The organism is Shivajiella indica (genome assembly GCF_042683085.1).
Taxonomy (GTDB): domain Bacteria; phylum Bacteroidota; class Bacteroidia; order Cytophagales; family Cyclobacteriaceae; genus Shivajiella; species Shivajiella indica.
In genome coordinates this window covers 125,504-139,583 of sequence record NZ_JBHUIV010000016.1, presented here as the reverse complement: position 1 = coordinate 139,583, position 14,080 = coordinate 125,504, and the positions used below count along the sequence as shown (strand labels likewise).

At 38.6% G+C, this 14,080-nt stretch carries 11 protein-coding genes and 1 other RNA gene; 6 read left to right on the top strand and 6 right to left on the bottom strand.

Translation table 11 applies throughout. The annotated features are described in order from the left end of the window. Window positions 1-13: 13 nt before the first annotated feature. From ACFSKV_RS10145 to ACFSKV_RS10135, 3 genes are all read left to right on the top strand, one after another. The gene (locus tag ACFSKV_RS10145; protein WP_380802113.1) at window positions 14-1,501 is read left to right on the top strand and encodes a DUF5687 family protein; all 1,488 of its coding nucleotides are present in this window, start codon (window positions 14-16) and stop codon (window positions 1,499-1,501) included. Further along, window positions 1,498-2,193: an ABC transporter ATP-binding protein gene (locus ACFSKV_RS10140; RefSeq protein ID WP_380802110.1), complete on the top strand. Its 696-nt coding sequence runs from the start codon at window positions 1,498-1,500 to the stop codon at window positions 2,191-2,193. Before ACFSKV_RS10145 ends, ACFSKV_RS10140 begins: the two co-directional genes overlap by 4 nt. A gap of 260 nt (window positions 2,194-2,453) precedes the next feature. After that, window positions 2,454-2,666, top strand: a complete 213-nt coding sequence (locus ACFSKV_RS10135) for a hypothetical protein (protein WP_380802107.1) — start codon at window positions 2,454-2,456, stop codon at window positions 2,664-2,666. A gap of 26 nt (window positions 2,667-2,692) precedes the next feature. On the opposite strand, the gene ACFSKV_RS10130 is transcribed toward ACFSKV_RS10135, so the two are convergent. After that, window positions 2,693-5,359, bottom strand: a complete 2,667-nt coding sequence (locus ACFSKV_RS10130; protein ID WP_380802104.1) for a hypothetical protein — start codon at window positions 5,357-5,359, stop codon at window positions 2,693-2,695. A gap of 310 nt (window positions 5,360-5,669) precedes the next feature. Next, window positions 5,670-6,072, bottom strand: a transfer-messenger RNA (tmRNA) gene (ssrA, locus tag ACFSKV_RS10125). Between the two features lie 316 nt (window positions 6,073-6,388). On the opposite strand from ssrA, the gene ACFSKV_RS10120 reads away from it, so the two are divergent. Next, on the top strand, window positions 6,389-7,534 hold the full coding sequence (locus tag ACFSKV_RS10120; RefSeq protein WP_380802101.1) for a DNA polymerase III subunit gamma/tau: 1,146 nt from the start codon (window positions 6,389-6,391) through the stop codon (window positions 7,532-7,534). A 164-nt stretch (window positions 7,535-7,698) separates the two neighbouring features. Next, window positions 7,699-8,127, top strand: coding sequence for a DNA polymerase III subunit gamma/tau (locus ACFSKV_RS10115; protein WP_380802098.1), 429 nt, complete (start codon window positions 7,699-7,701; stop codon window positions 8,125-8,127). Here the strand turns inward: ACFSKV_RS10115 and ACFSKV_RS10110 are convergent. The 4 genes from ACFSKV_RS10110 to ACFSKV_RS10095 are packed head-to-tail and all read right to left on the bottom strand — an operon-like array spanning window position 8,124 to window position 12,634. After that, window positions 8,124-9,113: a DUF3078 domain-containing protein gene (locus ACFSKV_RS10110; RefSeq protein WP_380802095.1), complete on the bottom strand. Its 990-nt coding sequence runs from the start codon at window positions 9,111-9,113 to the stop codon at window positions 8,124-8,126. The two genes, ACFSKV_RS10115 and ACFSKV_RS10110, sit on opposite strands and share 4 nt — an antisense overlap. Window positions 9,114-9,136: 23 nt before the next feature. Continuing rightward, a complete protein-coding gene (locus ACFSKV_RS10105; RefSeq protein ID WP_380802093.1) occupies window positions 9,137-10,759 on the bottom strand; it encodes a LysM peptidoglycan-binding domain-containing protein in 1,623 nt (540 codons plus the stop codon). Beyond that, a complete protein-coding gene (locus tag ACFSKV_RS10100) occupies window positions 10,756-11,400 on the bottom strand; it encodes an O-methyltransferase (RefSeq protein ID WP_380802090.1) in 645 nt (214 codons plus the stop codon). Before ACFSKV_RS10100 ends, ACFSKV_RS10105 begins: the two co-directional genes overlap by 4 nt. Before the next feature lie 4 nt (window positions 11,401-11,404). Continuing rightward, the gene (locus ACFSKV_RS10095; protein ID WP_380802088.1) at window positions 11,405-12,634 is read right to left on the bottom strand and encodes a M16 family metallopeptidase; all 1,230 of its coding nucleotides are present in this window, start codon (window positions 12,632-12,634) and stop codon (window positions 11,405-11,407) included. A 124-nt stretch (window positions 12,635-12,758) separates the two neighbouring features. Between ACFSKV_RS10095 and ACFSKV_RS10090 the strand changes: the two genes are divergently transcribed. Beyond that, window positions 12,759-14,051, top strand: coding sequence for an aminopeptidase P family protein (locus tag ACFSKV_RS10090; RefSeq protein WP_380802085.1), 1,293 nt, complete (start codon window positions 12,759-12,761; stop codon window positions 14,049-14,051). The last annotated feature ends 29 nt before the right edge of the window (window positions 14,052-14,080 follow it).

The window sequence follows — 14,080 nt, the reverse complement described above, 5'->3', positions numbered from 1 at the left end:
ATATTCTTTGCCTATGGTTTTACAGTTGATCAAATTGGAACTGCTCAAAACAATGAGATCTACCTCATTTGCCAAATCGGCTCTGGTAGCTATATTTCTTGGATTCTTGGCCGTTGTGCTTCTTTCCTATGTACTTCTTTTGGGTATTTTTTTAAAAGAAATTATTGAAAAGGGATTTGACAGCACGGATGCTTATGCAACACTTAGTGGGGTATTAATTTATTTTTACCTGTTCGAGTTTATGTACAGGTATTTCGTTCAGAAACTTCCTGTCATGGAACTGGAGCGGTTTTTACATTTGCCCATCAAGAAAAGCCACATCATTCATTTCCTTTTAGGCCGATCTTTTATTTCCCCTTTAACATTGCTTTTCCCCCTATTGTTTCTGCCCTTTGCATTTAAGGAAATTGGGCCGAGGTTTGGGGATTTAGCAGCCTGGTCCTGGTTGGGCTGTGTGGTCTTGAGCAGTTGGTCCCTGCATTGGCTGATGTTATGGTTCAAGCAAAAATTTGAGGACAGTTTCATTGGATTAGGAGTAGTTTTTGCTGTCCTTCTATTGGGTGCAGGTTCCAGTTATTATGGTTGGTTTAATTTAGGGGATTTGGTCAAGCCAATTTTCGATTGGTCTCTAGTGTCAGTTATTCCAGTAATTTTATTATTCCTGCTTTTTATTGCCCTGCATAGATTGGCATTCAGTTTTTATTATAAAAATGCCTACTTGGAAGATTTGGCCGAAGAGGAAAATCTTCGCTTTGTCAATCAGGACTTAGGGATTTTCAACCGCTTTGGTCTGGCGGGACAGTTGGCCAATTTGGAGTGGAAATTAATTATTCGCCATAAAAAGAGCAGAACCTACTTAATGCTTGCCGGATTTTTCCTATTATATGGTTTAATATTTTACACAAACCCCCAATATGAAACAGAAGAAGGTTTTAACCATATGTTTATTTTTGTGGGAACCTTTATCACAAGCATTTTTATGTTGCAGTACGGGCAATTGTTCTTAAGTTGGAATTCCTCCAATTTTGATTTTTATCTCAACCAAAAAAATGGGATTGAATCATTGGTGAAAGGCAAATACCTACTTTTTGTTGTCACCTCTGTTTTTTGCTTGTTGGTCTCCGTTCCATATGTGTATTTCGGTTGGGATATCCTTTTAATTCATATAGCTACATTTATTTTCAATATGGGGGTAATTATCCATTTGGTCATTTACATGTCATTGTGGAAACCCAAACCCATGGATTTAAACAAGGGTGCCATGTTTAATTATGAAGGGGTGGGAATTGCCCAGTTTTTGATGATGATCCCCATATTTATCGGTCCCTACATTATTTATTTCCCATTTGCCCTTTTAATCAATCAATACGCCGGGTTGGTGGCCCTTGGAATTGTGGGAATGCTTGGGATTATAGCTTTTCCATACCTTTCCAATATTGCCGTAGAAAAAGTGATAAAAAATAGATACGAAATTTCATCTTCATTTAGACAAGAATTATGATAACCATAGATCAGCTCAAAAAACAATACAAAGAGGCAGTAGTATTAGATGTCGAATCCCTTTATATTCCTAAATCTGAGTGCTTCGGTCTGGTTGGGAACAATGGGGCAGGTAAAACCACTTTATTCAGGATCATTCTAGACCTGGTGCGTGCTACTACAGGTCATGTTCTTTTGGATGGAATTGATGTAAGCAAAAATGAAAATTGGAAAGGGAGGGTAGGAGCCTATTTGGATGAACATATGTTGTTGTCTTATTTGACTCCGGATGAATATTTTGAAGCACTTAGGAAAATCCATCAGTTGTCTGAGGAAGATCTAAAATTGCATCTGCAAAAATTTGAGGAATTGTTCAATGATGAAATCATAGGCAAAAAGAAGTATATCAGAGACCTGTCAAAAGGAAACCTCAAAAAGGTGGGAATTGCGGCAGCTATGATTGGTAATCCGGAAGTGGTGATGTTGGATGAGCCTTTTGAAAACCTGGATCCAAGTTCCCAGGTGAGATTGAAAAAACTTATCCTCCAGGAAAAAGAACGTTCACAGGTTACTTTCCTCATTTCAAGCCATGACCTTAACCATGTTACCGAAATATGTGATAGAATAGTCCTTTTGGAAAAGGGGAAAATCATCAAAGACCTGAATGAGAAATCCAAAATGGTTGAAGAATTGAATACTTATTTTGGAACATAACCTATAATTTCCGGTTTGATTTAAACGGTAAACTTCACTTTCCTTTACTTTTAAATCAGGCCTTATATAGCTTTTTCCGGCGTTTTATCTGGTTTTTTAAAAAATTATGGTAATTTTTTGTTAAAAATTTGTTTTTTAAATATAAAAAAATGTAATTTGCATAAACAAAATTGTTGAATATGTTTTGATGTATGGTGCAGCCCTAGGCTGGTTTGATCAGTTCAATTCATTTTAAGTGTCATTCTTTTAAATTCATTGGTATGGCAAATTATTTTATCACAATTGAAATCAACGGTATAGAATTTAAAATTCAAACCGACGCAGTTTCTGAAAGGGATGCCAGAGATATGGCCTGGGGAATTATCCGGGATAGGACTTCCATTATTTCCATCGTCAAAGAGGACAGGAAAAATCCTGGAGATACATTTTATAAAAAACTGGCAACAGGCATTAAAAGTGTCTTGTTGCTATAATTCCATCATTTTTAGGATGTGAATTTTCAGTCCAAAACCACCAGTTTTGAGGTGAATTTACGGTCCAGTTCAAATCTGTTGCTCACAATGTTTAAGACAACGGTATAAGTTCCCGGGGGAATCCGCCTGCCCTTAGAGGTACCATCCCAATGGCAAAAAGCCACACGGGATTGGATATTTTGTCCTTCACAGAAATGAATCAGTTCACCTTGGCGGTTATAAATCCAAAGTTTTGCTTCTTCTACAGCATCATTCACATATAGTTCAAATAGCTTTTCATTGGATTTTAATTCCATGCCCGTTGGAAAGATATATTGAAATGTACAGTCCTCAAAAGTGGAAAAAGTGGATTCGAAAGAACACCCATCTTCGTTGGTAACAACCAATCTATAATTTCCTGCCCTCTTCAAAGCCAACTTTGAATCATTGCCTATAAATTCCCCTTGGAAATACCATTCATAAGAGGCAAATATTCCAGGATCTACCACTTCACCATAATTTGAAGTTTCACAAACTGAATAAAAAGGATTTATGTTCGGTCTTTCATTGTTTGGGCTTTCAAAAACCATTATCATATTCCTGCCAATCTCACAATTGGCTTCATTGAAAACCACTGCTTCATAGGTTCCGGGAGAATCCGCCATAATCTCCCTTTCATTTTCAAGTTGGCTTAGTATGTTTTGTGTCCCATCGTCTGCGATATAGATCCATTCGATTCTGAAAACTTCCTCAAAATCCGTGATAAGATTGATGGACCCAGGCTGTTCGGGACATATCAAACTTCCTTCTAAAGTTACGTCAACTTCAAATACAGGTTCCCTGACTACTAGTGGTTTTGGGTTAAAGGCACAAGGGCTGGAACCTCTGGGCTGTACATCTAAATAAAATGTCCCATATCCTGTAGGATACCAGATTTCATTTCTGCCTACAATATTAAAATCAGCATCATACCAACGGATCACATATTGAAATGACTGTTCTCCATACAATTCAGCCCTATATAATCTGTTTCCAAAACAATCAGCACTGGCCAATACTGGATCAAATTCAGGGGCATCTACCCGAATTACCCTAAATTCCCTTGTAAAATCACAACCTACAGAAGGATTACTGTTACTTCTTCCGGTAATGGTATAATTTCCTTCCAAAGTAAGATTAAAAGGGTCTCCGGAATTTCGTATATGAGTTTGACCGGAAGGATCAATTAAAGTGAAATTAAGATTTTGATTGGTTTCAGGGATAAAGTCAAAGGAATCGCAGATGATCATTTCAAAAGGTACTGAAAAGGAAACCGGGCTTTCTTCATAAATTTCAACCATTCTGTTTTCGGGAAGTACACAGGAGTCAGAAGAAACAATCTCCAGGGCATAAAATCCTCCGGGAAGAGAAATTTCGAAGTTATTTTCATTGGAGATTGTCCCTGAAGCGAAATTTTCACCTAAAGAATTAACCACCCTATAGGTACCTGAAAAGGATCCGTTCAAGAAATTTATCAAAACTGATCCATTTTCTCTCCCTGATGCAGTACAGGTTTCTCCTGTTTCTATCAATTCAAATTGAATAGGAGCGGGAGGATTTGCATTGGGAACAATGATCACCCGATTTTGGTCGCAGGAATTGGCCCTGATTTCTACATTATAGATGCCTGGCAATAAATTTTCAAAAACCAGTATTTCTCCTATTCCAATATTTGAATATTGAAGTGAAAGCTCACGTACACTTAAAAAATCAATTGGTGAATTCGATTGAAAAATAAACTGTCCATTGGGCGTTGTACAATCCGAAGCAGCGACTATATCCCTGATTTCGAAATCCGGCCCGGGATTAACTTCAAAGGCGATTTCCCTTATTGAAACGCAATTTGGATAGCGATCAGAATTAACCTTGAATACAGCAGTATATTGTCCAGGGCCCATAAGTTCTTCCCCGGTATTAATAGACAAAGAATAGGCTTTTCCAAAATTAATCCAATCAGACTCTCCCTCCTTTTGAATTTCCCACTCTCCAATTAAAGGAGTGTCGACTGTAATTTCAATTATTTCACTTTCACAAGAGGTTGTATTTGAAATATTCAACTGAAAGTCTATTGGTTGCCCGACATAGGTGGTACCATTGACGAGGCAGGATTGGGCCCCGGTTTGATTAGCCAAAGAAATCGTCACAAAATAAAATCCCTCATCCAAAACTGAAATTTCATTGCTTGAAGCTATTACCTCATTGGCCATATTTCTCCATTCGAAAGCATAGTTCGAAAGATTTGGATTATCCGGGTTTACAGCCGTAAGTGTGGCAGGGGTAAAATCACAAAGCAAATAATCAGGCTGTAGAGCCAATTCAGGGCCTTGGATAACTTGGAGCGTTTTTGAACCAGAGTAAATGATATCATTCCCTCTTCTGACACTAAGATTAACTGTATATACTCCAACTTCAGAAAACTGAACTGAAATTGTCTGGAAAGTTGCTCCACCGCTTCTTGAAAAATGCTCAGATCCGTTTGGATTCAAGATGGTCCAATTGTAGACGTCCGTAGCTGGATTACCTCCACCCGAAAAATCAGCTAAAACACTTCCGAAAATCACACAAACCTGGTCTGGTCCGGTCAGTTCTGGTTGAAACAACAATTGATCCGCAAAACTTCCATTGCTGTTGGTTTCTGCCAAAGAAATAACCGCTGAAAACAAACCTACAAGCAATATTATTATGCTTTTTGATCCTGAACAAAAATACGTACTAGGGCTATACATCTAACAAAATAAAATGGGTAATTCAAATCAGAATCTTCTTATCAAAAAAAGTACCAATAAAATCAATTAATTTATTAGTTTTTTAAATAAGAAAGCCAGTCCTAGCTCTAAAATCAGGCTTATTGAAGGATTATGTTTTAAAATGCGGTTTTTCAAATTTCAAGTCCAAAATTATGCTTGAAATTGAAAAAACCCATAAAGCACATTTGAAAAAAAATACAAAAAAAATCCCTGATTTTTTTAGAGCAGGGATTTTTTGTGGTGGAGCTGGCGGGATTCGAACCCGCGTCCAGATAGGGAAACACCGTACCGTCTACATGCTTAGTCACCTGTTGGGTTTTCGACTGTTGTTTGCTGGGTGACACACCGGACAACAGCTTAGCCACTTGTCTTAGCCCTGCTTAGTAGCCTCACAGGGAGCATCACTGTCAAGTCGACACCCCAATTCCATCCGGACAGCGCAACAGATGGCGGGATGTGGCCGGGGAGTCACTCTTGTAACTCAACCCTTTAAGCGATATCTATCCCCTTAGGGTTAGATTAGGCAGCCATGGCGTAACGAGTTTCGCCAATTATGTTCGTATGAATCATTTAAGGCCGTACATACTCCAGCCTGCATGCGAGCCCGATCTTCACACCTACTGTCAAAACCGGTCAGCCCCTTCTCATTTGGATGACAAATATAAACTAAATTTGGTTCAATGGCTGGAGATTTTTTAAGGATATGAGCTTTGAGAAGTTAGAAGAAAGAGACAAGAATCAAGAATCAAGAAATAAGATTCAATACGCAAAATTTGAGAGCAAGTGGATTTTATTTGAAAAAAACTTCAGAGCGCATTGTTGAATCTATATTTGCTTTCCGGACTGGAAATTCTTTCGATTTTTAATCTCTCTAAAAATGAATTACTTAACAAAAAAACTTTATGCCTTTGACAAATCTTCAAAGTCAGTTTTACAATAATTTTATATCTTGCGGTGATGGAGAATTTTGTTGTTTCAGCGAGAAAATATAGACCTTCCAATTTTAAAAGTGTAGTGGGCCAAGGTCACATCACTACTACTTTAAAAAATGCCATTAAAAATAACCACCTGGCTCAGGCTTTTCTTTTTTGCGGACCTAGGGGTGTGGGTAAAACTACTTGCGCAAGAATTCTTGCCAAAACCATTAACTGTGAAAAACTTACAGCAGATTTCGAAGCCTGTAACCAATGCGATTCCTGTAAAGCTTTTAACAATAATGCATCTTTCAATGTCCATGAATTGGATGCAGCTTCCAACAATTCAGTGGATGATATCAGAAACCTTGTTGACCAGGTCAGGTATGCCCCACAACAGGGACAATATAAAGTGTACATCATTGATGAAGTCCACATGCTTTCCAATCAGGCTTTTAATGCCTTTTTGAAAACGTTGGAAGAACCCCCCAAGTATGCAATTTTTATCCTTGCAACTACTGAAAAGCATAAAATTATTCCGACTATCCTATCAAGGTGCCAGATTTTTGATTTTAACAGGATTCAGATCAATGACATTGCAGATCATTTAAAATACATTGCAAAGGAAGAAAAAATTGATGCAGAGGAAGAAGCATTAAGACTTATAGCGACCAAAGCAGACGGGGCTTTAAGAGATGCTTTATCTATTTTTGACCTGATAGTCACCTATTCCGCTGGTAATAAACTTACCTATCAGGAGACCATCAGCAATCTCCATATTTTGGATTACGATTATTATTTCAAGGTGGTGGATGCGTTGTTGGCAGGAAATATTTCCAGTGTCCTTTTAATCTTCAATGAAATCCTTAAAAATGGGTTCGACGGTTATAATTTCATCAGTGGTTTATCTGAACACCTTCGGGATTTGATGGTTTGTAAAGATGCAGCTACTATAGATCTGATACAGGTTTCTGATTCGATCAAAGAAAGATATTTGGACCAATCAAAAGAATGCAGCCTTTCATTTTTACTATCTGCCCTCAACCTTTGCAATCAATGTGAGATTTATTATAAAGCCAGCAAAAATCAAAGGTTGCATGTGGAACTCGCTTTGATGAAAATGGCCAAACTTCCCCAGGCAATAAGTCTGGCGGCCCTGGCACAGGAGGAATCAAAAAAAAAAGTCTGATTGATACCACGACTTATTCAACTTCAAATAATTCCTCAGCGCCCTCACTTTTCAAAGAAGTTAATCCATTTGCTGCAAAGAAAACACCTGTTCAGAAAACCGTTGCCATTCCCAATAGCCTGTTAGCAGCAAAAAAAATAATACAGGAAAATCCGAAACAACTTGTGGAAACAAGGGTAAGTAACCACCATGAATCTGTTTCACCACCTGTTCCTCAATTGGCTGAAGTGTTTGATTTAGAGAAACTACAATCTGTTATTGCTGAGGTCATAGAGGATTATAGGTCTCATCACAAAAATCTGGAAGTTACTGTCCTCAAACAACCTGTTACTTTAGAAAATGAAACCATAACATTTCATCTCAATGGGGAAATCCAGCAGGAAATATTCAATAAAATCAAACCTGATGTGCTCAGTATTTTGAGGAGAAAACTCAACAATTACAGTATACATGTAGACCAGGAAATCAAAGAAGAGGATTTTAGTGAAAAAAGAAAATTGTATACCAGTACTGATAAACTTAAATATTTAATTGAGAAATCTCCGGCATTGGTCGAATTGCAAAAAAGGTTTGGCCTGGAAACAGACTTTTAAAAGTCCAGACCCAAGCCAAAGTTGATCATATTTTGAAACTGAACCGCTTGTTTTGGAGGTCCTTCAGCCTGCTGGATAAATACCCTTTCATCATAAATTAAGATGGTCTCAATACGGGTGGTGATGTATTTATTTACACGCATGGAAATAACGGAGTTGAAGTTTACTACGAAATTCCCTAGTTTTTCAAAATTGGTAAAGAGGTTGAGATCCGCTCTCCAACGGACATTTTCAATTAATTGGATATCTGTAGACGAACCAAATGACAATCCGGCCTCAGCCCTGACTACCTCACCTGGAATTACCCCAAAAGCGCCTGCATTGCTCAGTGAGTCATCCAGTACAATGGTAAAACGACCGGTAAAAGGAGAAGCAATTAAGGAAATCCTGTCTTTATTTTCATACTGAACTCTATAATTCAGACCAGTGGAAGACTGTAAATATGCAGGGGCCAATAGATCTGAAATTTTATTTCTTGCATCCTGTTCTGCTCCGGCCGGTCGGAAATATCTATAACCTGCCAATAACTGCGTCCTTGCATCAATCTGAGTTGACAAATACCACTTTTCTGTCAGTTCCCGTCCATATTTACTGATAAAGATAAAATTATCATTGGTTTTTCTTGTTTTGTAATTACGGTCGGCCTGACGGTTAAATCCCAAGTTGATATTCAGTTTGCTGTCCCATATGATCTTGTCTTTTTTGTAATTTCCATAATACATCAGACCGGTATTGAGGGCCATATTACTTACCCCACCTGCATTCCAGTTGACAAGGTTTACATGTTGTATACTTAAATTGAAATTACCTCCTTTTTCCCAGTAGACAGGCTTGACTTTTTCCTTGATAATGATGGAGTCACCCAACATAATAATAGTGTCACCTGCAATCAAAAGTGTATCAGCCAAAAGCAGCTTGTCCTGGGCTTTGCTGACACCGAGAAGACCTATAACAATAAAAAAAGAAAGCAGTAATTTTTTGAACATGATTAACCCGCAAAAATTGAAGATTAAGGTTTAAATATTGTTATTATTTGACCGATCTTGATGTTGTTATCCGGCAAATTATTCCATTTTTTTATGTCATCTACACTTACTCCGTAGGTTTGACTTAGTCGATAGAGGGTTTCTCCCTGGATTACCGTATGGGTTAACCTGGATGGGTTAACCTTTTGGGCAGGGGGCTGTGGTGAGGATTGTGAAGACGGGGCTGGCTCGTATCTTACTTGTTCCCTTTCCTGTTGCGTATTTTGGGAAGCTGTTGTTTGAACAGCCGGAGAATTACTGGCTTCAACAATTTTTCTATATTCAGAACCTGGAACCATCGGTATACTTTCACCTCTTTTTCGATGTTCCTGAAGATTAAGTACCATTCCTGTTTTCAAATCTCTATCTGACCTTATTCTATTCTTAGCTTTCAGTGATGAAAGGGTGATCCCATACTTTTGGGAAATTGACCAAAGGGTTTCTCCCGGTAAGACTACGTGTTTTTCAACATCAGCATGAGACTTTTTTTTCTCTACGTAGTAATACTTTCCTGATTCTACCCTTGCCCCTTTTTCAAGGTCATTGATCTTTCGGAATTTTTTCTCCTTGATACCGATTTTTTGTGAAAAATTACTTTGGGTTGTAGTACTCGCAGCCATTACCCCATTTATATTATTTACCTTGATTTGGTTCGGACGGGTGGCATTCTGTTGGTTCCCTGTTATTTTGGGATAGCTGGAATTATTGGAATAGGAGGTGTTTTCAACACCGCTTGGCCTTGAATTGACCTGAGCAGTAATTGGGGTCGTTGGGGGCATTCCCTGGTTCACATAGATTACAGAATACACCTTATCTCCAGGAATATTTCCATTTGAAGCCCATTTATTATATTCTTTCAGATGGTTTTCTGAAACCCCTAATCTGGGAGCTAAAGCTTTTAAAGAAGTAGGTCCTTGGATCCGGACTTCTTCCAAATACCCTGAGTTGCTGACCAGCATCTTGTTTTGACCTTCGAAAGCCACCTTATGGGCAAGGAATTTTTTAAAATACCAATGGGAATTTCTGTCCAGGTCAATGACTTTTTTACCGCTATATTGGTTGCCAAAATAGGATTTTGCTCCTCCCAGTCCCATTTGGTAAGAAACCAAAGCGCACATCCAATTGTCCAACTGTGAATTATGTTTTCTTAAATATAAAGCAGCCCCCCTGGTGGAAGACACAATGTTTTTTCTTTCGTCCACCTGATTGTCTACTCTTAGAAAAACCTCTTCGGCAGTCCCTTGTTTGAATTGCCAGAAACCCACCGCATTGGACGTTGAAACGGCATCAGCAATCAACCCTGACTCTTGTATGACCAAATATTTTATGTCTTCAGGCACCCCGATTTCCCTTAATTCCCTTTCTATCAAAGGCATATATAAATTGGCCCTGTCAACCTTAACCTTGAAATAATTTTGGTTCCTGTGTAGAGCGTCCACATCTAATTGAATTTCCCTTCTCGCCTGTTCATTGATCCTAATGGTCAGGTCTGCGAAATACATTTCTCTGGGAACCTGGGGAATTTGTGCCAAAGTCCCGATGGGATCAAGAAATAGTAGGCTCAAAAAAATTACTCCTTTAAATAAATTGTTGGTTAAATTTTTCATAGTTTTCTAGCGAGCATTAATCCATCTCTAATGGGCAGCAATATATTTTCTACTCTTGGGTCTTCTTGGATCATTTGGTTGAAATCCAAGATTATCTGGGTGTCTTTGTCAATTTTCTTCCCTTCTTCTGCCAAAACTTTTCCGGACCATAATACATTATCTGCCAAGATCACACCACCCTGATTGACCCTGTCAACGATCAAGTTATAGTAATTGATATAGTTAGCTTTATCAGCATCAATAAAGACTAAATCAAAGTTGTCCGGTAAAGTAGGTATGATATCCAACGCATTCCCGATCTGATACTCAATTTTATGCATCAGACCTGATTTTTCAAAAAATCCCCTTACCATGGTTTCAAGCTCATCATTGATGTCCAAAGTTATCAATTTACCTTGGTCTCCCAAACCTCTGGCCATACAGATTCCTGAATACCCAGTATAAGTTCCGATTTCCAGAATGGTCTTGGGATTTAACAACTTCACCAACATTTCCAAGGTCTTTCCCTGAAGGTGTCCGGAAAGCATTCTTGGCATAAGCACTTTGGAATAGGTCTCTCTTTGTATATACTTTAAAAGAGGGTCTTCTTCTGTTGTATGATTTTCACAGTAATCCAGAAGTTCCTTGGCAATGAATTCCATTTTATTATGCAGGTAAATAGGTAAGATAACTCAATTGGTCCGGATCAAATACCTCATTGGCAATTTCCATGAGTTCCTCTGCCGTGGTTTCTCTAATAATATCAAATATAGTATCGAGTGAGTCAATTTTCCCTTTATCCAAAAGATTTTTGCCAAAAACCAGCATCAAGGCGGCATAATTCTCCTCCGCCATGGCCATTTGGCCAATGGCCTGTTCTTTTGCCATATGCAATTGTAAAGTCCCCAATTTTCTGTTTCTTAATTTTTCAATCTCCCTGAGAACAATTTTTTTTGCTTTGTTGGCTGTCTTTTGTTCTGTGGCAAAATAAATACCCACAAATCCAGTGTCCGAATAGGTGGAATAATTTGATTCTATACTGTACACATAGCCATATTTTTCCCTCAGAGAAAGGTTCAATCTGGAATTCATACTTGGTCCTCCAAGGATGTTGTTCAACAGATACAGTTTAAATCTCCTGGGATCATACATAGAATAGGCGGGTTTACCAATGGCGCAGTGGGATTGGGTGATTTCTTTTTCCAAGACCTTAACTTTTGGACGGTAAGTGGAAAATCCACTTCGTACATAAAGACTCCTTTTCAGTGGTATTTCAGACAAGGGCCCTTCAATTTTTTGCAGGACTTTCTGAAAAGAAATATTCCCAATTACAGAAAAAACGATCTGGGTTGTATCAAAACGGGTAGAAATGAAATCAAAAAAATCCTCCTGACTAAAATTGCCCACAGTCTCTTCATTACCTAGAATATTTCTTCCCAGTGCATGACCTTCAAATACCAGTTCATCAAAATCATCCTGAATAGAGTCATCCGGAGAATCCCGGTACATGGCCATTTCCTCCAAAATGACCTGCCTTTCTTTTTCTATTTGCTTTTTAGGGAAGGTGGAGTTGAAGGTGATATCACATAGTAGTTCTGCGGCTTTTCCAAAATGTTCTTTGAGGATGCTGGAGTAAAAGCAGATTTTCTCCTTAGTAGTGTATGCATTCAATTCCCCTCCAAGGGATTCCAGCCGGTTAATAATGTGGAAAGCCTTTCTCTTTTTGGTTCCCTTAAAAGCCATATGTTCCCAAAAATGGGCTAAACCCTCTTCTTCCTTCGATTCATCTCTACTACCAATATTGAGTACAAAGCCACAATGGACCATTCTGGTGTGGGTTATTTCCTGATGGACAATTCTGATGCCATTGCCCAACTGCTTGAGGTTATATTGCATGTATAATTAATTCCTTGCCTTAATGTACAAAAATAAAAGACTTTAAAGACAGTTTTTTTACCCAATGGATAAATGGTATTTTTGGTTCAATTTTGTTTTACCATTTAAATTAAGAATCTGTTCCATGAAATACAATCCGCTACCCAAAAGCCTTTATATTAAAAACAGACAAAAATTAAAAGACCGGCTTCCTGCCAAATCGCTAGCCGTATTCCATTCCAATGATATCATGCCTACCAATGCAGATGGGACCATGCGTTTTAGGCAAAACAATGATCTGTTTTACCTGACAGGAATTGACCAGGAAGAGACAATTTTGGTTCTCTGTCCGGATTTTCCTGATCCAAATATGAGAGAAATCCTCTTTTTAAGGGAAACCAATGAGCATATTGCAGTATGGGAAGGACATAAATACACCAAAGATGAAGCATTCGAAACTTCCGGGATAAACAATATCCAATCGGTTTCGGGTTTTGACCAGGTGCTCAATACCCTTATGGCCCTGAGCCAGCATGTACTTCTGAATACCAATGAGCATTTAAGGGCAGACGTACAGGTAGAATCCCGGGATGCCAGGTTCATTAAGAAATGTAAGGAAAAATATCCCCTGCATCATTATCACAGGGTAGCTCCGATGATGCACCAATTAAGAGCAGTAAAAGAAAGGGAAGAGATTGATCAGATGCAGATTGCCTGTGATATTACTGAAAAGGCTTTTCGCAGGATTCTCTCCTTTGTGAAACCCGGGGTGATGGAATTTGAAATTGAGGCGGAATACATCCATGAATTTATTCGTAGCAGGAGCAAAGGCTTTGCTTATGAGCCAATTATTGCGGCAGGGGGAAATGCCTGTGTTCTGCATTATATTGAAAACAAAGCCACCTGTAAGGACGGAGACTTGATACTCATGGATGTAGGTGCGGAATATGGGAATTACAATGCTGATATGACCCGAACCATCCCTGTCAATGGCAGGTTTACCAAAAGGCAAAGGGATGTTTATGATGCGGTTTTACGCGTGAAAAACCAAGCTTCAAACATGTTAAGACCAGGGATAACTATACAGGATTACCATAAAGAGGTAGGACTGATTATGCAGTCAGAGTTGCTTGGATTGGGTTTGATAGACCAAACGGACATCAAAAACCAGGATCCCAAATGGCCGGCCTATAAAAAATACTTTATGCATGGCACCTCCCACCACCTTGGTTTGGATGTACATGACGTTGGAACCATGCATGAGCCCATTACTCCTGGAATGGTATTTACAGTTGAACCAGGGATTTATATTCCCGCTGAAGGAATTGGGGTACGATTGGAGAATAATATTGTCATTCAGGAAGAAGGGTTTTTTGACCTGATGCGCAACATCCCCATAGAAGCAGAAGAAATCGAAGATTTAATGAATCAAAAATAGGGAAAAGGCATAAGGTTAAAGGTAAAAGG